The organism is uncultured Gemella sp., from assembly GCF_963525875.1.
Classification (GTDB): Bacteria; Bacillota; Bacilli; order Staphylococcales; family Gemellaceae; genus Gemella.
Window position 1 is genome coordinate 1 of sequence record NZ_CAURMG010000029.1, and the last position, 20,005, is coordinate 20,005.

General features: G+C 29.1%; 17 protein-coding genes. 4 read left to right on the top strand and 13 right to left on the bottom strand.

Going from position 1 to position 20,005, the window contains the following annotated elements; all coding sequences use genetic code 11:
• Positions 1–164 precede the first annotated feature (164 nt).
• The 9 genes from RWQ73_RS05935 to RWQ73_RS05975 all read right to left on the bottom strand — a co-directional run bounded on the left by RWQ73_RS05935 (position 165) and on the right by RWQ73_RS05975 (position 7,490).
• On the bottom strand, positions 165–1,049 hold the full coding sequence (locus tag RWQ73_RS05935) for a phosphate/phosphite/phosphonate ABC transporter substrate-binding protein (RefSeq protein ID WP_314084143.1): 885 nt from the start codon (positions 1,047–1,049) through the stop codon (positions 165–167).
• Positions 1,050–1,439: 390 nt separating this feature from the next.
• Positions 1,440–2,324, bottom strand: a complete 885-nt coding sequence (locus RWQ73_RS05940) for a phosphate/phosphite/phosphonate ABC transporter substrate-binding protein (RefSeq protein WP_314407281.1) — start codon at positions 2,322–2,324, stop codon at positions 1,440–1,442.
• Positions 2,325–2,588: 264 nt separating this feature from the next.
• Positions 2,589–3,359 (bottom strand): YlmH/Sll1252 family protein, encoded by a 771-nt coding sequence (locus tag RWQ73_RS05945; protein WP_314407283.1) that lies wholly within the window; start codon positions 3,357–3,359, stop codon positions 2,589–2,591.
• 4 nt (positions 3,360–3,363) lie between these two features.
• Positions 3,364–3,645: a YggT family protein gene (locus RWQ73_RS05950; RefSeq protein ID WP_314407285.1), complete on the bottom strand. Its 282-nt coding sequence runs from the start codon at positions 3,643–3,645 to the stop codon at positions 3,364–3,366.
• A 2-nt stretch (positions 3,646–3,647) separates the two neighbouring features.
• A complete protein-coding gene (locus RWQ73_RS05955; RefSeq protein ID WP_314407287.1) occupies positions 3,648–4,070 on the bottom strand; it encodes a cell division protein SepF in 423 nt (140 codons plus the stop codon).
• A 246-nt stretch (positions 4,071–4,316) separates the two neighbouring features.
• Positions 4,317–5,465, bottom strand: coding sequence for an AI-2E family transporter (locus RWQ73_RS05960; RefSeq protein ID WP_314407289.1), 1,149 nt, complete (start codon positions 5,463–5,465; stop codon positions 4,317–4,319).
• A gap of 19 nt (positions 5,466–5,484) precedes the next feature.
• On the bottom strand, positions 5,485–5,673 hold the full coding sequence (locus tag RWQ73_RS05965) for a DUF1146 family protein (protein ID WP_314407291.1): 189 nt from the start codon (positions 5,671–5,673) through the stop codon (positions 5,485–5,487).
• 39 nt (positions 5,674–5,712) lie between these two features.
• Positions 5,713–6,666, bottom strand: coding sequence for a magnesium/cobalt transporter CorA (corA, locus tag RWQ73_RS05970; RefSeq protein WP_314407293.1), 954 nt, complete (start codon positions 6,664–6,666; stop codon positions 5,713–5,715).
• Positions 6,667–6,734: 68 nt separating this feature from the next.
• Positions 6,735–7,490 carry an RNA methyltransferase gene (locus RWQ73_RS05975; RefSeq protein WP_314407294.1) on the bottom strand — a complete coding sequence of 252 codons (756 nt, stop codon included), beginning with the start codon at positions 7,488–7,490 and terminating at the stop codon, positions 6,735–6,737.
• Between the two features lie 122 nt (positions 7,491–7,612).
• Between RWQ73_RS05975 and RWQ73_RS05980 the strand changes: the two genes are divergently transcribed.
• Positions 7,613–7,999 (top strand): rhodanese-like domain-containing protein, encoded by a 387-nt coding sequence (locus RWQ73_RS05980; protein ID WP_314084126.1) that lies wholly within the window; start codon positions 7,613–7,615, stop codon positions 7,997–7,999.
• Between the two features lie 186 nt (positions 8,000–8,185).
• Positions 8,186–8,419 carry an NINE protein gene (locus RWQ73_RS05985; protein WP_314407295.1) on the top strand — a complete coding sequence of 78 codons (234 nt, stop codon included), beginning with the start codon at positions 8,186–8,188 and terminating at the stop codon, positions 8,417–8,419.
• 134 nt (positions 8,420–8,553) lie between these two features.
• Here the strand turns inward: RWQ73_RS05985 and RWQ73_RS05990 are convergent, their stop codons facing one another.
• From RWQ73_RS05990 to dnaG, 3 genes are all read right to left on the bottom strand, one after another.
• Complete coding sequence (locus RWQ73_RS05990) at positions 8,554–9,978, bottom strand: peptide MFS transporter (protein WP_314407297.1); 1,425 nt, start codon at positions 9,976–9,978, stop codon at positions 8,554–8,556.
• Between the two features lie 489 nt (positions 9,979–10,467).
• Positions 10,468–11,553 carry an RNA polymerase sigma factor RpoD gene (gene rpoD, locus RWQ73_RS05995; protein ID WP_314084121.1) on the bottom strand — a complete coding sequence of 362 codons (1,086 nt, stop codon included), beginning with the start codon at positions 11,551–11,553 and terminating at the stop codon, positions 10,468–10,470.
• Between the two features lie 11 nt (positions 11,554–11,564).
• Entirely contained in the window at positions 11,565–13,355 is a 1,791-nt protein-coding gene (gene dnaG / locus RWQ73_RS06000) for a DNA primase (RefSeq protein WP_314407299.1), read from the bottom strand.
• Between the two features lie 416 nt (positions 13,356–13,771).
• Between dnaG and trkA the strand changes: the two genes are divergently transcribed.
• Together trkA and RWQ73_RS06010 are read left to right on the top strand one after the other, a co-directional pair.
• The gene (gene trkA / locus RWQ73_RS06005; protein ID WP_314407301.1) at positions 13,772–15,145 is read left to right on the top strand and encodes a Trk system potassium transporter TrkA; all 1,374 of its coding nucleotides are present in this window, start codon (positions 13,772–13,774) and stop codon (positions 15,143–15,145) included.
• Positions 15,146–15,148: 3 nt separating this feature from the next.
• Complete coding sequence (locus RWQ73_RS06010; RefSeq protein ID WP_314407302.1) at positions 15,149–16,642, top strand: TrkH family potassium uptake protein; 1,494 nt, start codon at positions 15,149–15,151, stop codon at positions 16,640–16,642.
• A gap of 260 nt (positions 16,643–16,902) precedes the next feature.
• Here RWQ73_RS06010 and RWQ73_RS06015 read toward each other — a convergent pair.
• Positions 16,903–20,005, bottom strand: a 3,103-nt coding sequence (locus tag RWQ73_RS06015) for a MucBP domain-containing protein (RefSeq protein ID WP_314407304.1), incomplete at its 5' end; no start/stop codon positions are given.

The window sequence follows — 20,005 nt, forward strand, 5'->3', positions numbered from 1 at the left end:
TATTTATTATACAAAAGTATTAACATAATGTCAATACTTTTGTATAACTTTTTTTCTGTTTTCTAAGCTTTATTTTTAAAAAAGCTCTTAAATTTTGATATTTCAAAGTTTAAGAGCCTCATTATGTAATAATTATGTTTACAATAATTAAATATTTAACCTTATTATTTAACTTTATTTAAGTCTATATTCATTTTTTCAGAGATTTTCTCAATAGCTTTATATGCATCATTATTTGGTTCTTCAAAACCTGTAATACTAAATAAATTTGTTAGAATTTGTATAGTTTCTTTATCGTTTTGAATTTCCAATAAAGCTTGCTTAATTTTCTTTTGAGTTTCCTCGTCAAGATTATTTGATGCAACTACTGTTACTCCTGGGATTAATTCACTTTTAGCAATTGGATGAATATCCTCTTTTAATGTTGGGAATTCTTTAGTGTATTTTCTAATCACATTTTCATAACTTGCAACAGCATCAACATCTTTATTTAATAGTAATTGTAAACTTTTATCGTGTCCACCACTAAATTGGTACTGAATATCTTTTTCTAAATCAATACCAGCTTCTTTCATCATTGCTCCCGCATAAATATAACCAGATGCTGAAGACGGATCAACAAACGCTATTTTCTTACCTTTTAGGTCAGCTATACTTTTTATATTAGAATCTTTTCTAACAAAAACTTCTGCAAAGTAACCAGGTTTACCACTAGTACTTCTTCCCACAAGAAGATTTTTTGTATTACTTTGCTTATTAGAAAGGACTGCTGAAAAGGGAGGAACTAAACCAAAGTCTACACTTCCACTACCTATTCCTTCTATAACCCCTATATAGCTACTCGCTGTAAATACTTCTACCTTCATTCCTAGTTTATCACCTAGTGCTTTAGCAAATGGCGTCAGATCATCTACTAGCTTTTCACTATTACTACTTGGAACTACCCCAAGTTTTAAAACTTTTTCTTCTTTGGTTGTACTTTTTTGAGAACATCCAATTAAAGAAAATACCAATAAAAAAGAAAAAATAGTTAATAATATTTTTTTCATTTTATTTACCTCATATTTGTATATATTTTGTTTTATACATCAAAGTATATCACATTATTTCCTTAAGTAAAATGAAGACGCTCATAAATTAGTAATAAAAAAGTTATTAGTTATCATATTAAATATCAGTTCAAAGAATAAACTGGAATTTAAGCATGAAATAGTGATTTAAAGGTCTATTTGTCATACCTTTATATATTATGATTCCTTACAAAAAACTCCCAAAGTAAAGCTTTCTATTTTTTGGATAGGAAGTTACTTTAGGAATTTATCTTATTTTTAAATTTAACTTTATATAAAGTTAAATAATTTCGAATTATCAACGTTTCATTAAGATTTCATTATTTAATTCCTACTAAAAATAATTAAATTTTTTTCAATCTAGTTTCTTTATTTAACCTTATTTAAATCTATATTCATCTTTTCAGATATTTTTTCAATTGCTTTATATGAGTTTTCATCCGGTTCTTCAAAACCAATAATATTATAAAGATCAGTTATTATTTTTAGTGCTTCTTTATCCTTTTGAACTTCTAATAAAGCTTGTTTTATTTTATTTCTCATTCCTTCATCAAGGTTATTAGAGGCAACTACTGTTACACCGGGAATTAATTCGCTTTTTGAAATAGGATGTATATCTTCATTTAACGTAGGAAATTCTTTTATATATTTTTTTATTAGATTCTCATAACTGGCAATTGCATCAACGTCTTTATTTAACAATAATTGCATACTTTTATCATGACCACCACTAAATTGGTATTGTATATCTTTTTCCAAATCAATACCTGCATCTTTTAATATCGCCCCAGCATAAATATAACCTGATGCTGAAGATGGATCAACAAAAGCTACTTTTTTACCCTTTAAGTCAGATAAACTTTTAATATTTGAATCTTTTCTTACAAAAATCTCAGCATAGTATCCAGGTTTACCAGTTCTACTTGTTCCTACTAGTATATTTTTAGTATTACTTTGTTTATTTGAAAGAACAGCAGAGAAAGGTGGAACTAAACCAAAATCAACACTACCGCTTCCTATTCCTTCTATAACACCAATATAACTACTTGCAGTAAATACTTCTACCTTCATTCCTAGTTTTTCTCCTAAAGCTTTAGCAAATGGTTCTAGATCATCAACCAATTTTTCACTATTACTACTAGGAACTACCCCAAGTTTTAAAACCTTTTCTTCTTTAGTTGAACTTTTTTGTGAACAACCTATTAAAGAAAATACTAAAACAACAGAAAAAATAGCTAAAAATAATTTTTTCATTTTTTACTTACCTCTTATTTTTTAAAAAATATTTTATACTATGAGTATACCACATATTTCCCTATAGTAAAGTATAATGTTCGTATTTTATTAAAAAATGATGAAATAGCGACATGAAAAATCATTTTCAAAACCTTTTGTTCCTGAAATACACTCCTCAAACATATACACCACCTTTTAAAAACGTATTTTAATATGAAAATATCCACTATAGAACAAATATAATAACTCGTTTCATAGTGGATATTATTTGAAAGTTTATAATTAAACTAATTTAGATATAGTTATTCTATATTTTAGAGTTTTCTTGTTTTGCTTATAATCTTTTATAACATATCTTCCATATTTTCTTATTGAAATTATATCACTGACACTGCAATTTTTTTCACCATTTTTTATAACAACATGATTAAGTTTTATAAAATCTTGTTCAAGATACTCTTTAACCCTACTACGTGACTTATTTGTAATTTTAGCAACGATAGAATCAATTCTAAAAGAAGAACTTACTATTTCAAAATCATCATATTTTTTCTCGATTGTTATATCGGTAAGGTTAATTCTTTCAAAATTCAAATTAACTCTACCTGCTTTTGTGAATTCCATCGCTACAAAATCTGCAATTTCTTCATCCATAAAAATATATACCTCATCTTCTAAAACTATAATATCTCCAAATCTATTAAAGTTTATACCTAGATTATGAACAGCTCCCAAAATATTTCTATGTTCTATTGTATTAAACTTATTGTTAAATTTTGCCCTTAAACAAACTATATCATAATCAATATCATAATATTCATTAGAAATGATTTTAGCTCTTTTTCTTTCTGCCTCTTTAAATCCACCAAAAAATTCCAAACTAAAATCGTGATAATTGTATGCTACTATCTTTTCTAAAATAACTTGTTCAAAACTTGTTAGAAATTTAGTAACAGTGTTTCTATTATCAACAAAACTAATACTCTGAAGTAATTTTTCCACTACTTCTCTTTCTTCCATAGATGCTTGCTGTAAAAAATTTATTTTCTTCATAAATCTATACTGTTTTAAATAATAAAGTTACGATGAAATTTTGTAACAAGCTTAACACTATAAGAGCAACAACCGGTGAAATATCTAGCATTCCAATTGGTGGAATAATTTTTCTAAACAACTTCAAATATGGCTCACAAATTGCCTCAAGAAATTCTCCTATAATGTTATTTTTTATTTGTGGAATCCATGAACTTAAGATATAAGCAAAGATACTATATTCATAGAAATTAAATAAATATCTTATATATTTAAATACCCAATAATACTCTGTTATATTTAGCAATATTAATACTCTCCCTCGTAAAAGTCACCTGATACTTCAACTCCATTAGGAACACAAAGGTAAATATCCTCTCCAATAGTTTTTAATCTTGCACCTAGAGCATAAATCCCTCCAGAAATAAAATCTAATAATCTATCAGAAGTTTCAACATCTAGTTTGCTAAGATTAATAATTACTACTTTATTACGTTTAATATCATCAACAATATCCTTACTATCCGCAAAAACTAGCGGTTCTGTTAATATTACATTATTCGTTCTACCTGTTGGTTGACTTTGAACATTTTGTTTATTAACCACTGGATTCTCCTTTTTTACAACTCTTGGTTTTGGTTGTTCTGTTCTAACTTCTTCTCTTTCTACTACTTCATCTTCAAAATCATCTTCATTCACAAAAAGATTATTGAATTTTTTCATCATACTCATATTCTCAAACCTCAACTTACTTATATTTAACTACATCATTATATCATATTTTCATGTGTTTTGAAACTGATTTACTACTATAAAATATAATATTTTCAAAGTGATTTTATTATTAGAACAATATTTATTCAAACTTTATTACTATAAATATATATAAAAAGCAACTTTCAAATTATAGTTTCTTTCAAAACTACGCTCCTAAAGTTGCTTAAAATTATATTTAAAATTTAAATTTATTTTTTGTTCCTAGCCATAAAATTTATTGTATCTTTCCTTCAGTGAAAGCAATAACCTAACAATTAAAACCTTCAAAATAGAATATACAGGAATTCCTAAAATAGCTCCTACAACACCAGAAATATTGACCCCTATCAATATTACAAAAATTACAGTAAGAGGATGCATATTCATACTTCTTCCCATTATATTAGGTGAAATAATGTTTCCTTCTAAGAACTGAACTATTCCCCATACTACAAGCATTTTCACTATCATAACCCAGCTTGTTGACGCAGCAACTAACATAGCAGGTGTAATAGCTATCACAGGTCCTAAGTAAGGAACTATACTTAAAAATGCTGCTATTGTAGCTAGTGAAAACGCATAGTGTAGCCCTATTATATTATAACCAATAAACAGCATAACTCCTATACATAATGAAACCAACATTTGCCCTTGGATATAAGATCCAACTTTTTCATCAATTTCATCAATAGTCTCTTCTACTGATTTTTCTAATTTAGCCGGTAATAAACTTATAACGAATTTATTAAATTTAGATGCATCTTTTAATAAGAAGAAAAGCACAAACGGCATTGTTACTAATACTGATGCAGTAGAGGAAATCGAAGATACTATTCCTTGTGCAATAGATGTTGCTATGCTAACTAATCTTTCACTTATTTTCGATACATTTAAGTTTGTATTCACATATTCTACAACAACTTGAACATAAGCATTATCAGAATATGTTTCCAAATAACCTTTTACTATTTCAATATATCTCGGTAATGCTGTTATCAAATTTTGTGTTTGTTCAACAATTATTGGAACAACACCAATAATAACAATTAAAATTGTAATTATACCTACTAAAATCGCTAATAAACTCGCCGAAAATCTAGATACTTTTTTAGAAAAAAAGTTAACTAGCGGATTCAGCATATAATAGAATACATAAGCAACTATTATAGGTGTTATTATACTTGATACTATTGTGCTTATCGGTGTGAAGATATAAGAAATTTCCGTATATAGATAAATTGCTATACCTAACAAAATAACTATTAATAATATATAAATAATAAATTTTCCACCAATAAACGCTAGTAGTTTATCTTCACGTGACGCTTCTAATTTAGTTTCATCTTTCTGTTTATCCAAATCTTTTCCCATACAATTCCCCTTCTTAAAATTATTTTACTAAATTCAAAGACAACTCATAAATTGTAATAATTGTCATATATCCAAGATACCCTAGTGCAAAAGAAATTAACATTACAAAAACTTTGATTTCTCTTGTACTATTTCTCTTGAAGAATTTCCCAAAATCAATACGTATCATCGAAAAATTCGCAAGTAATATCATAAAAAATAAAATCATTAATTTAAAAATACTCATTTCTATACCATAATGATTATGTTATTTAAACATATCAAGCCAACCTTTTTTCTTGAAGAACCATAACATACCGAATGCGATACCCAACATTATAGCTACAACTATGTAGTAACCATATTGCCACTCTAATTCTGGCATATACTTGAAGTTCATACCATACCACCCTACTATGAAGGTCAACGGTAAGAAAATTGTAGAAATAACGGTTAGTGTCATCATAATATTATTTGATTTCAATGAGTTATATGTCATAAAATTTTCACGGATATCACTAGCTAACTCACGGTTTGCTTCGATTATTTCTGTTTGTTGAACAAGATCATCATAAATATCATGGAAATATTTTCGATCATTATCTGTCATTTCCACTCTACGCGATACTAAAAACCTATGAATAAGCTCACGCATCGGTAATAATCCTCTACGAAGTTTTAACAAGTCACTTCGAAGATCAAAAACCTCATCCATAATCTTACTTCCCGCTGTATATGAATCAGACTCTTCAATTTCATCTAAACGATTTTCAATTTTTGAGATAATCGGCATATATCCTTCGACTATTTCTGATACAAGCATGTGCATTACATGTAAAGGTGAATATTCTGCACCACGTTGAAGGACTTTAGGAATTATTTTATTTACATAACGTATGTGTGAGAGGTGGAACGTTACAATATAATTTTTTCCAACAAACATATTCAATGTCTCATAATCATCATCAATATTTTTAAGTACATGCGATACTAAGAATATTTGTTGTCTTGTTATTTCAATTTTTGGTCTTTGTAAAAGAGTTAAACAGTCTTCAATTAAAAGTTCATGGAACTTGAAGAATGTTGATAGCAAATTAATTTCACTTCGAGTCGGACTATCAAAATCAACCCAATACCATGCTATATCTTGCTCTTTAAGTCTTTCTAAACTTACTTCTGTAAGAATATTTCCTTTTTTATCTACTGCTAGAGTTTTTAACATTAGATTTCACCTCTCTTATTATTTTCACATTAACAATAATACCACACTTACTATAAATAGTAAATTTATTATTTCAAATTAGTGGAAATATAATGCATAACAATTCCAGCTGCAATAGAAACATTCAAACTCTCCGCTCGGCCTGGCATTGATATCTTAAGTAAATTATTTACCTTTTCTAAAATATCTTCACTAACACCTGAGCCTTCGTTTCCGAATACTACCGCAACTTTTCCACTAATATTATTTAATTGCTCTATATATTTATCTGCTTTCAAACTTGTTGCAAAAATATTAAATTCACTCATTTCATCTAATAATTTTACCAATTCAACATTATCAAAACAATCAATATGGAAGTTACTCCCTTGCGTACTTCTTATAACTTTTTGTCCATATAAGCTAGTTGTTCCCTTCCCAAGTATTATACAATCAAAATCAAATGCATCTGCTGTTCTAATAATAGTTCCCAAGTTACCAGGATCTTGAATCCTATCCAATATCAAAACTTTACTATATTTATTAATTTCTAGTTCTTTATTTACTACTTTACATATAGCTATTATCCCTTGTGATGTAATAGTATCAGATATGTTTTTCATAACACTATTTGAAACTTTGGTTATTTCTCCTCTAAAAGCTTCTATCAAAGAAAATTCTTCAAAATTTTCAGAGATAATAATTTCTTCTACTACTTTAGCTTCAATAGCTTCTTCTACTAGGTGCTTCCCTTCAATCAAATATAATCCATATTTTTTTATATTTTTATTTTCTTTTAATTTTTGTATATCTTTAATTTTCTTATTAGTTGCTGATGTAATCATTTTATCTCCAATAAATTAATTTTGTACTTTTAGTATTCATATATAATTATAATCAATGTTGAAGAAATTTTCAAATTATGATATAATTCATTTACAGATATTACAATATAAAGGAGTTCATTATGTCATCATTTTTACTATCAACAATAGTTTTAGTGGTTGTTTTAGGAGCAGTTGGACTTTTTAATTACTTTAGATTAAAAGGTGCAGTTACAAAACTTCCTTATGAAGAATTTAGAAAAGACCTTAGAAAAGTTCAATTAATTGATGTTAGAGAAAAAGAAGATTTTAAATACGCTCATATCAATGGAGCTCGTAATATGCCTTCATCTCAATTTAATTTCCTATATACATCTTTAAGAAAAGATCAACCGATTTATCTTTGTGATAAAAACGGAACTTTAGCACCTCGTGCTGCATTAACTCTTAAAAAGCACGGTTATACTAATGTATACATGTTAAAAAATGGTCTTCAAGATTGGAAAGAAAATCTAAAAACAAAAAGATAAATACTAAAAAGTACTTAACTATTTCATTTGGTTAAGTACTTTTTCTTTATGTATTATTTAATCAACAAAACTTGAAAATTATTTCCTAGCTATCTATTGAATACTATTATATTTTGTGTTAGTATTATCCTTAAATAATTCCTAAATGGAGGACATTTCACGACTAAATATTATTACGATCCAAACATGAACCGAGGTTATATTCCTGGAAGATATGTTAATAAAGTAGTTTTTCTTATTATCACTTTCTTTTTAGGTCATATTGGTATTCAATACTTTTATATTGGAAAAAACTTTAAAGGAATAATGTGCCTTTTATTTTGTTGGACTTTTATACCATCAATAATAGCTTTCTTTACATTTATAATAACATTATTCAAACCAGCAAATGAACATGGTGATATTTTTATACACTATTAATTAATAATACACGTAATACAAAATTTTAAAAAAAATAATAAAATCAAGGTATTCATAATGATATGTATTCTTTCATTGGATAAACCACTGAAATGTATGTATATCATTTCTACCTTGATTTTTATTTGAATTTCTTACTCTGCAGCTTCTTCTATTTTTTCAGTTTCAGCCATCGCTTTAGCTTCTTCTTCTAATTTATCAATATGCATATATTTATTTAAGTATCCTTTAAGTAGAACTAAAACCACTCCTAGTACAATTACTACTCCGCCGATAAATGTAAACACTTGTGTATAATTTAATTGTACTGTTAACTTCGCTAAATATCCAGAAATTATATTTGCCAGTGAGAATGTTAAGTACCAAATTCCCATTGCAATTGAAGCATATTTAGCTGGTGCAAGTTTGTTAAACATCGCCATACCTATCGGAGAAAGGAACAATTCTCCAACCGTTAATAATACATATGTAACTAAGATATATACTATGTTAATTTTCATTCCACTTTCTACATCACCATTAATTGTGTTCAACCCTAATACCATTACTATAAAAGCAAGCCCTGAAATAATCATTCCAAGTCCCATTTTCGTACCAGTATCCAAGTCTCCTCGTTTTGTTTTACTTAATTTAACCCATAATGCACCGAAAACTGGAGCTAAGATTGCACATAATAGACCGTTAAATGATACTAACCATGGTGTTGGAACAGTCCAACCAAAAATATTTCTATCTACAGATTTTTGAGTTAAGATTGTAAATGATGTTTGTGTTTGGAACCAAGCTGCCCAGAATAATGTTGAAAATATAAACATTACTGCCATAGCTTTCATTCTGTCCATATCAATTTTAGTTAATGGATGGTTAACAGATTTTTTAGCAGTTTTGCTCGCTGTTGGATATTTTCCTTTATCTTTCAACCAAACAGGTGCAAAGAATGCAAATACTACAAATTGTAAAAATGCAAGTGCTGCAGCAGCTAAGAACCCTACACGATATCCATAAGAAACAATTTTCCCATCATTAGCTACATTAGCGAACCAACTATCTGTAATTAAACCAAACACAATAGGTCCAAATAAACTCCCGATATTAATAGCCATATAGAAGATGCTGTAAGCTGCATCTTTCATCGTTACTTGGTCACGCTCATACAATGCACCTACTATCGCACTGATGTTACCTTTACCAATACCAGCTGCAACAAGTAACAGAATTAAACTTGTAATTACCGTCCATAATTCACTAGTTGAAAAATACAAAGCAACATACCCGATACAACTAAATACTGTTCCCAATATAATAGATTTTTGAAGACCTAAATATTTATCTGCTAACCAACCACCAATAAGTGCCATCATATACCCGGCAGCAGCATAATATCCATATAATGTTACAGCGAAACCTTTTTCAAGCCCTAGCCCTCCTTCAGCTGTTCCTGTTGTAAAGAACAGAATCATAAATCCAATTATACCATATGCATAAAAGTTTTGTATAACGGTAGTTATATTCACAAGATGAAGACCTTTAGGATGTTTCATTTTTTCTACTTTCTCCATAATAATTTCCTCCTTGAACTTTTATTTTAATCTTCATTTTTATTGTATAATAACAACATTTTAAAATCAATCAATTTTTATTATTGAAAATAAACTACTTTGATTTACAATTATATATTTTCTTATATTTATCTTTTTATGTTATATAACAAAATTATGTTTACCTTATTATATTAATATTTACTTTATATATATTCTATAATATGTAAATAAAAAACTATCTTATTTAATATATATTCATAACTAAATATATATTAAATTTACAAATTAGCCAAAAGTCAACTAAGAAACAAAAAATGGGAGTGACTCAAAAATCATGATTTCGAAGAAATCAATTTTGTTAAGTCACTCCCACTAAGGTTACTATATATCTAAAAAGCTTTTAGAAAACACATTTTAATATCAATAAACCACTTGGTCTATAAGTTTTCATATTAACTTTTCATTTTACACTTCTTATAAAATTTATTACACCAGCATTTATAGAGGTTACTCCATAAACCCTTTTAATTTATTTAACTTCGATGGGTGTTTTAATTTTCTAATAGCTTTTGCTTCAATTTGACGAATACGTTCACGAGTTACACCAAACGCACTACCAACTTCTTCTAAAGTATGAGTTTTACCATCTTTAAGACCAAAACGTAATTTTAATACATTTTCTTCACGATCAGTAAGCGTTTCTAAAATTTCTTCTAGTTGTTCTTTTAGTAATTCGTTTGCTGCATGTTCTACTGGAGATTGTGCTTCTTTATCTTCAATGAAATCTCCTAAATGTGAATCATCCTCCTCACCAATTGGTGTTTCTAATGAAACAGGCTCTTGAGCTATTTTTAAGATTTCACGTACTTTTTCTGGAGTCATATTCATTTTCTTAGCAATTTCTTCAGGTTTAGGTTCGCGTCCTAAATCTTGTAGTAATTGTCTTTGAATACGAATTAGTCGATTGATAGTCTCTACCATATGAACAGGAATACGAATGGTTCTCGCCTGATCCGCTATAGCACGAGTAATGGCTTGACGAATCCACCAAGTTGCATATGTAGAGAATTTAAATCCTTTAGAGTAGTCGAATTTTTCTACCGCTTTGATTAATCCCATATTTCCTTCTTGAATTAAATCTAGGAATAACATACCACGTCCAACATAACGTTTTGCAATACTTACTACAAGACGTAAGTTTGCTTCTGCTAAATCTTTTTTAGCCTGTTCTTTTTCAGCTTCAGTACCAGTTTCGATAATCTTAGAAAGTTCTAATTCTTTTTCTTTTGATAATAGCGGCACTTTACCAATTTCTTTTAAGTACATTCTCACAGGGTCATTAGTTCTGATTCCTGCTGGAACTGATAAATCTTCTAAGTCAAGTTCTTCTTCCTCTTCCTCTACATGATTTTCATTAATTAAAATAATGTCCTCATTATTTAATTCCTCATAAAAATCATCCATCGCTTCAGAAGAAATGTCTAATTTTGATAATGCATCTACAATTTCTTCTTGTGTCAGCTCACCTTGTTTTTTACCTTTTTCTAACAATTCTTTTTTTATTGTCTCAAAATCTTTTACTTTCTTAGCCATGTTCTTCTCCTCTATTTCTTATAATTTTTCAACTGCAATAATAGTTCTTTTTGAGTTTCAATATCCATTTCTTGAATAGCAACTCTCAGTCTATTTTTTATTTCTTCTAATGTAATTTCTTTTCTAGAAAAATACTTTATATAATCACTTACAACTTCACTCGTCGGATTTTCTTCAATTAAAAAATCAGTTTCATCAATATATGTTGCAAGTCTAACAATTTCTTCATCCTCTATACTATGAATAAATTTATGTATATGAAATTCTAGATTATTATTATAATAAATAACTAAATAATCCAATAAATTCTCAAAAATTTCTTGAGGAAAATAGCATTTCTCTAATTCATTGTATTTTTCTACAAACAATGCCCTATTGACAAAAAAGTATTTGAATAATCTACACACTTTTTTGTCATAATTGGTTGTTCTAAACAACTTTTCTGTATTAGCTGGTGCTACCCATAGTTCAGCTGCCTTTTTTCTTTTCACATTCACTTGACCTAATTCTTTAAGAAGAACTTGACGTTCGATTCCGAACTCCTCTGCCAAATTAGTAAGTAATATGTATTTTAATGATTCATCTTCAATATACGCAATATTAGTTAAAATTTCATTTTTATAACTAATACGCTGTTCTATATTTGTCTTCGAATCATTTTTACAATAGTCAATTTTATAGTTTATAAAGTGATCTTTATTATTTTTTATATAACTAACAATATCAAAATCTGGATTTTTAGAATTTTTATCCGTTAAAAACTCATCTAAATCTTTTGCACCTGAAAATTTCAACTTATAGACATTATCCGTTTTTTGGATAATTCTATTACCTATTTCTATCTGTGCTTTAGAACCTGCTTCGTCATTATCTAGACTCAACGTGACTTTACTAACAAGCGATAGAATTTCATTTAATTTATTACTGTCTATATTAGTTCCCATCAATGCAACAGCATTTTTTATACCATTTTGATGAGCTTTAATTACATCCATATACCCTTCACAAAGTATTACTTCATTTTCTTTAGCAATAAATGAACGAGCATCTGAGAAATTATATAAGACTGTTCTTTTTTCAAAAATTTTTGTTTCATGCGTATTATAGTATTTAGGGACACTTTTATCTAAAGACATAGTCCTCCCTGAAAATGCTACAACTTGATTCTGATTATTTTTTATTGGGAACATTATTCTGTCTTTAAAAACGTCATAATAATCTCCATTGTCATTTTTTCCTAATAATCCAGCTTCTACCATTGTATTTAAAGCAATTTGATTCGAATTGAAAAAGTTTAGAGCAATATTATTCTCTCGTGGCGCATATCCTATATTGAAATGTTTAATAACATCAATACTTAATCCCCTATCTAACAAATACTTTAAAGCAACCTCAGCTTCTTTCGTATTTAAAAGAATATAATTATAGTAATCTGCCAACAACATATGCCCATAATACATCAAATCAAGCTCATTATTTAAATCGTAACCAGCTTCTAAATTAATATTTGACTCTATATCTAGTCCTAGTCTCGTGCCGAGCTTTACGATTGCCTGATTATAAGTAATATTTTCAATCAGTGATAAAAATTGGAATATATTGCCACCTTTACCACATCCAAAACAATGGGCTATTCTTTTTTCTGGAGAAACAGTAAATGATGGAGTTTTCTCGTTATGGAACGGACATAATCCTAAGTAATTTTGTCCTCTTTTTTCTAGTTTTACATATTCGCTAACTAGACTAACTATATCAATATTATCAAAAATATAGTCTATATCCTTTTTAGATAATTTCGCCATCTTGCTCCTCCTCTTTCTCAATTTACCATTAGGAATAAAATCAATAGATAATTTCCCAACATTAATTATAACATACAATGTAGCTTTTTTACATAGCTTCATTTAATATTTATTGTATTATAGGAAGTTAAACTAAATAATCACTCTAATATTTTATTATTTACATAGCTTCTATACTTTATATTTTTTCAAAATATATAAAATTACAATTACTATTTTAATACAATTTATAGTTAAATATTAAATTAACATATTACAATTTCTATAATATAATTATATAATTTAAAGAATTTTTTTATTTTATAACAATATAATACAATTATTTACTTTCAACTAAATACTGTAAAACAACACGTATAGCATTTTACACAAATTTAGGTTATAATATGAATATCACTAAAAAAAGGAGCATAGATGTGAAAGTAATTATAGTCGGTGGTGGTAAAGTTGGCGAACTTCTTTGTGCTGATTTTTCTAACACATTTGATGAAGTAACAATTATCGATACAAATGAAAGACGAGTAGAAAAACTTGTGGAAATATACGATATTAACGGTTTAATTGGAAATGGTGCAAATTCTGATATTTTACTAGAAGCTGATGCTGCTAATGCAGATATGTTCATTTCTGTTACTACAAGTGATGAAATCAATATGATTGCATGTATAGCAGCGAAACAAATCGGAGCTAAGTACACTATAGCAAGGATACGTAATCCTGAATATTCTAAAACAAAAGAATTCATAAAGCAGTCATTAGGTATCGATCTTATGGTTAACCCTGAATACGAAGCTGCTAAACAAATATTCTATATGTTAAAATATCCTACCGCTATTAAGGTAGAAAGTTTTTCTAATAATAAGTTTAATATATTAGAGGTAATTATTGATAATAACAGTATTCTAAAGGGAGTTTCTCTTATTGAAAGTAAAAATTATATTGATTTTCCTTCTCTAGTTTGTTTAGTAGAACGTCATGGTAATGTTTTTGTACCACGTGGTAACTATGTATTCGAAATAGGAGATAAGATACATATTACTGCTTCTAATAAAAACTTAAAAAAATTCTATAAACTTTTAGGTAATAAAGATAATCTTGAGAAAAAAATAACATCTTCTCTAATCATTGGAGCTAGTAAGATAACATATTATCTTGTTGATTTTTTACAAAAAGCATCATTCTATACGAAAGTTATAGAAATTGATAAAGACAAAGCGATAACTCTTAGTGAAACTTACCCGGAAATTGATGTTATTTGGGCTGATGGTAGTGACCGTGATACCTTAATAGAAGAAGGTATCCAAACTTTTGATAGTTGTATATCTCTTACAGGATTAGATGAAGAAAATATTATTATAAACCTATATGCTGATAAACTCGGTATCAAAAAAACTGTAGCAAAAGTTAATCGTGCTTCACTAAAGCAAATTGCTGAAGATATAGGTCAATATTCTTATATAACACCTAAAGAAATCGTTGGAAATATAATAAAAAAATATACAAAATCATTACAAGGTAGTCGTGCTTCTGATATAGAAAACTTCTATCGTATTGCTAACAGTAAAGCTGAAGTTATTGAGTTTAAGATAACTAGCGATCACTCTAGAGTTATTGGTACTAAATTAAAAGATCTTAATATAAATAATAATACGTTAATTGCATTTATTATTAGAAACAATAAACAAATCTTCCCAAACGGGGATGATGAAATAAAAGTAAACGATAATGTTGTAGTTGTTAATTACCAACAAAAGCTTGAACATATCGATGATATTCTTGTTGGGAGGTAACATATGAATTTTAAAATGATTTTTCACGTACTAGGAAAAATGTTAATGTTTTTGGCTGGATTATTGATTCTACCAACTATAGTATCAATTATTTACAAAGAACCTAACTACGTTACTAATTCTTTCTTCAGTACTATTTTAATATGTTTTGTGTTATCATTCACACTATATTTAATAACTAAAGATGTTGAAGAACGTGATTTTTATAAAAGAGAAGGATATGTTATTGTGACATTAACTTGGGTAATATTTTCACTCTTAGGTGCCCTTCCTTTTTATCTTTCTGGAGAAATTCCTAATTATATTGATAGTTTCTTTGAAACAGTTAGTGGATTTACTACAACTGGTTCAACAATACTAGAAGATGTAGAAAAATTAAATAATAGTTTACTCTTTTGGAGAAGTTTTACTCACTTTATCGGTGGTATGGGGGTTATCGTTTTTGCATTAGCAATCTTACCTCGCTCACCTCACACTATACATATTGCTAAAGCTGAAGTACCTGGCCCTTATTTTGGTAAAGTTGTCTCATCTATGAAACAAACAGCCATTTACCTTTATGGAATCTACATTGCACTTACCATTATTCTATTTTGTCTTCTACTTTTAGGAGGAATAGGTATATTTGATAGTATTAATCTAGCATTTTCAACTGCTGGTACAGGTGGTTTTGGAGTGAAAAATTCAGGAATTGCATATTATAATAGTACATATATAACAGTTATTATAGCTATTTTTATGCTTATTTTCTCAATGAATTTAAGTTTAATATATTTTATCGTATTTAAAAGATACTTTAAAGTTCTAAAAAGTGAAGAATTACGTTGGTTTTTTAGAATGATTTCTATTCTTTCTGTTATAATGTTCCTTGACATATATCGATCTTATGATACTCCAAATCATAGTTTACTTGATGTATTTTTCACAGTTTCATCAGTTGTCTCTACTACTGGTTTTACCTATAATGATTTTAATATTTGGCCTGTATTTTCTAAAATGATAATTTTAATATTAATGATAGTTGGTGGTTGTACAGGGGGAACAGCTGGGGGAATAAAAATACCTAGACTAATTTTCTTCGTCAAAAATGCTAAACAAAGTATCGGAAAGGCTCTAAATCCTAGAAAAATAACGATGTTCAAAATAGATGGAAAAGTTATTAAAGATACTACTCCACTTTCTAACTATCTACTACTTTTTGGTTTCGTATATGTTATAATTTTATTTTTAGTAACATTCCAAATAAACGATTTCGAAGATGCTATTTCTTTGACTGTTACTTCTATCAGTAATGCAGGACCCGCATTTAATCACTACGGGCCTATGAGTAATTTTTCTCAAATACCTTACTTTACAAAAATAGTATTATCGGTATCAATGTTATTAGGTCGTTTAGAGTTGATGCCATTAATAGTATTCTTCTCTGCAAATACATGGAAAAAACGCAGAAAAAAAGTTAGAGAAAATCAAAAAATTATAAATAATTGTAATGAATAATGAAAATTAAAAATCGAAAAAATTAATAGTGTTTTAAAGGATTTTACATTTGTATTATAGATACCTTGTATTTATAGACACTTACGTTTTAGAGGCTTATTTTCCAATATTCAAAAAACTTGTAGATAAAGAAAGAGCTCTCCGCACTAGGCGAAGGGCTCTTATTTAATATACCTTGTTATTGGACACTTATTTTCTTATTGATCAAAAAAAATTAGACGATATTTCTATCGTCTAATTTTTTTGCTTTTTAATTGCAACTATTTATCTTTACGACGTTTTGTTGCAGCTAGTAAACCACCAAGTATAGCTAAACCTAATCCGGCTACTCCAGTATTTGTTTCTGTTGTTCCAGTATTTGCTAAACGTTTTGTTTGAACTTTAGATGTAACTTTTTCTTCTGATGAGTTTGTTGGTACTGAAATCGTTGATGTAGATTTTCTAAAGATATGTACTGTGTTTCCATTCTCATCCGTTGTCGTTCTATCGAATTCATATCCTGGAACTGTTCCATGTCCTTTTATTCCTTTTTCTACTTTAATTGGATTTCCATTTTCATCTGTCCAGATTGTTACTTTACTTTGTTCTGGAGTAGGTGTAGATTTCTTAGCATACACATGTACTGTATTACCATTTGCATCTTTCTTCGTTTCTTTGAAAGTATATTCAGGAATATCTTTCTTATCCGTTCTTCCTTTTTCTGGTGATTTAATTTCTTTACCATTTTCGTCAACAAATGTTGTCACTACTTTATGGTAAATATAATTAACATTTGTTGTACCTTCAGTAAGTTTACCTTTTTCAACGGATGTTTCTGATACTTTTAGAAGTTCATATACATCACCGTTTTCTACAATAATCGTTGAAACTTTGTGATCCGTTGTATCGTAATCTTTACCAACTAAGTCTGCTTCAGTATCAACTACCATATTTGGAACAACTTTACCTTCTGGTGTTTTACCAGAAATTGGGTTACCTTCTTCATCTAAATAGTTTACTAAGACTAATCCGATATGTGCTTCAGGATATTCCGTTGTATTATCTAATGGTTCATAAACATACGTAATGACCGAAGTTCTAGCTTTAACCCCTGATTTTTCTGCATCTGATGATTTCAATACTTTAATTAGTTTGTATTTCTTACCATCTTTTGTCGTAATCATTTGAGGTTTATGATCAGTCGTATCATATTTAGTCGCTATTGGAGAGTTTGGTGTATCAATTACTGTGCTTGTAACTTCTTTACCAGATTCAGTAGTACCTGAAATTGGACGTCCAAATTTATCTTTATAGACAACAACCACATTACCATATTTTTGATTTGAAGCTGGTTCTTGTACTTCTTCGTATACATAAGTAACTGTTTGTTCTTGATCACTTAATTTACCATTTTCAGAAGCTGAATCAGTTTTTCTTTCTTTCAACAGATATACTTTTCCGTCTTTTTCAATACGTTCAAGTTTCAATGCTTCAATCGATGCATCGTAATCTGTTCCAATGAACTTATCTTTTGTTTCTACTGTTTGTGAATCACTTAATGTTTCACCAGTAGTTGATACATAAGTTACTTTAACTGATTTACCTTCAGCTTGTTCATAAATATGTTTTGTATTGCCTTTATTATCAGTTTCTGTACGAACAAATTTATATCCATAGATATCTTTCGTTGGTTGTTTAGAGCCATCTACTTCACCTTCAACAGGTTTATTGTTCTTATCAACTGTGATAACGTTACCTGCTGGATCTACAAATGTTGTAACTGGACGAACTGTTGGTGTATAAGTTTTTTCTAATGGAGTACCATTAATATCTTTAATTTGTACTGTTACTCCAGTAGCTTTTCCAGCAAAGTCTTTTTCTGGTGTGAATGTAATAACATTATTCGCTAATGTATATGTTCCTTCACCTGGAACTTTTACTTCTGTAGCTGCTTTTCCATTTTTATCCACTAATGTTAATGTTGATGGATTTAATGCTACTGTTTCATCACCTTTGTTGAAGTTTACTGTAGCTTTATCTTCATCTTTCTTATCAAAGACAACTGTTGATGTTTGTGGTTTTCCTTTTGCCCCTTGTGTTTCTGAGCTTTCACCAGTTGGTAATACTTTAGCTACTATTGCTTTGTACTTCGCTGTTACAGCTGTTCCGTTCTTATCGACACGTTTAACCGTTACTTCTGGTGCTTCACCAACGAAGTCTTTATCAGGTGTAAAGGTTACTGTTCCGTCTTTAGCTACTGTAAATGTTCCAACTTTATCAACTGTCTTACTGATTTGACCATTATCGAATGTTGCAGGTGACTCATCATCCATTGGTACTTCAGGAGTTCCTGGTGTGAACACTGGTGTTCCTGTTTGTACTTTTCCTTGAAGTCCTGTTGATGTTGTATCTTTTCCTGTTGGTGTTACTTTCGTTAATGTTGGCGTGTAAGTTGCTTTAGCTGGTGTTCCATTTGCGTCTTTTACTTGTACTGTTGCTGGTGGAACTTCTCCTACATATGATTTATCTGTTGGAGTGAATTTCACTTCTCCAGTTGGTAGGCCATTTGGATCTTTAACAAGTGTATAAGTACCAATTACTTTACCATCTTTACTTACTTCCAATGATTCTACTGGTGTTGTTCCATCAGTTCCTAATAGAGTCATCTTCGATTTGTCAATTTCTACAGGTGTGTTTTCTGTTCCTGGTTCTTTACCTGGATTGAATGTTACACGTCCTGTTTGTTCAACACCTTGTGGTCCACTTGATGTTCCATTTTCTGATGTTGGTGTGATTGGTGTAATTACTGGTGTATACGTTGTAGTTGCTTCTGAACCATTTGTATCTTTACCTTGAACAGTTACTGGTTTTAGTTTTCCAGCATAAGCTTTATCAGTTGGTGTAAATGTTACAACTGGTTGTCCATCTACGACTTTAATCGTATAAGTACCCACTTGTTTTGTTCCATCTTCTGACATTGCTGGAACTGTATCTAATGGTGTTTTACCTTCTTGTCCACCTAATAGTTTGTAAGCATTTGGATCCATTGGGACTGTTTTTTCTTCAGTTCCAATTGTTGCTTTTCCTGGTGTGAAGCTTACTGTTACTTCTTGTGTTGCACCTTGTACTTTTGTAGTTGATGCTTCAGTTGCTGATGGTGTTACTCCTACAACAGTTGGTTTGTATTTCGCTGTTGCTGGTGTTCCATTTTTATCTTTACGAACAATAGATACTTCTATCGCTTCCCCTTTGAATGTTGGAAGTGGTGTGAACGTTACGACACCATTGTCATCAATTGTGTATGTTCCTTGGTTTGGAACTTCTAATGATGTTACTTCTGCTTCTTCTCCAGTCTTACTTGGATCGATTAGTTTCGCTTTGCTT

Bases quoted from the DNA above. Each gene is read 5' to 3' on its own strand.
- RWQ73_RS05945 (WP_314407283.1), bottom strand. From the start codon at position 3,359: ATGAAGAAAATAAATTTTTTACAGCAAGCATCTATGGAAGAAAGAGAA.
- dnaG (WP_314407299.1), bottom strand. From the start codon at position 13,355: ATGGCGAAATTATCTAAAAAGGATATAGACTATATTTTTGATAATATT.
- RWQ73_RS05980 (WP_314084126.1), top strand. From the start codon at position 7,613: ATGTCATCATTTTTACTATCAACAATAGTTTTAGTGGTTGTTTTAGGA.
- corA (WP_314407293.1), bottom strand. From the start codon at position 6,666: ATGTTAAAAACTCTAGCAGTAGATAAAAAAGGAAATATTCTTACAGAA.
- RWQ73_RS05985 (WP_314407295.1), top strand. From the start codon at position 8,186: ATGAACCGAGGTTATATTCCTGGAAGATATGTTAATAAAGTAGTTTTT.
- RWQ73_RS06010 (WP_314407302.1), top strand. From the start codon at position 15,149: ATGAATTTTAAAATGATTTTTCACGTACTAGGAAAAATGTTAATGTTT.
- RWQ73_RS05955 (WP_314407287.1), bottom strand. From the start codon at position 4,070: ATGAGTATGATGAAAAAATTCAATAATCTTTTTGTGAATGAAGATGAT.
- RWQ73_RS05960 (WP_314407289.1), bottom strand. From the start codon at position 5,465: ATGGGAAAAGATTTGGATAAACAGAAAGATGAAACTAAATTAGAAGCG.
- RWQ73_RS05935 (WP_314084143.1), bottom strand. From the start codon at position 1,049: ATGAAAAAAATATTATTAACTATTTTTTCTTTTTTATTGGTATTTTCT.
- rpoD (WP_314084121.1), bottom strand. From the start codon at position 11,553: ATGGCTAAGAAAGTAAAAGATTTTGAGACAATAAAAAAAGAATTGTTA.
- RWQ73_RS05940 (WP_314407281.1), bottom strand. From the start codon at position 2,324: ATGAAAAAATTATTTTTAGCTATTTTTTCTGTTGTTTTAGTATTTTCT.
- RWQ73_RS05965 (WP_314407291.1), bottom strand. From the start codon at position 5,673: ATGATTTTATTTTTTATGATATTACTTGCGAATTTTTCGATGATACGT.
- RWQ73_RS05975 (WP_314407294.1), bottom strand. From the start codon at position 7,490: ATGATTACATCAGCAACTAATAAGAAAATTAAAGATATACAAAAATTA.
- RWQ73_RS05990 (WP_314407297.1), bottom strand. From the start codon at position 9,978: ATGGAGAAAGTAGAAAAAATGAAACATCCTAAAGGTCTTCATCTTGTG.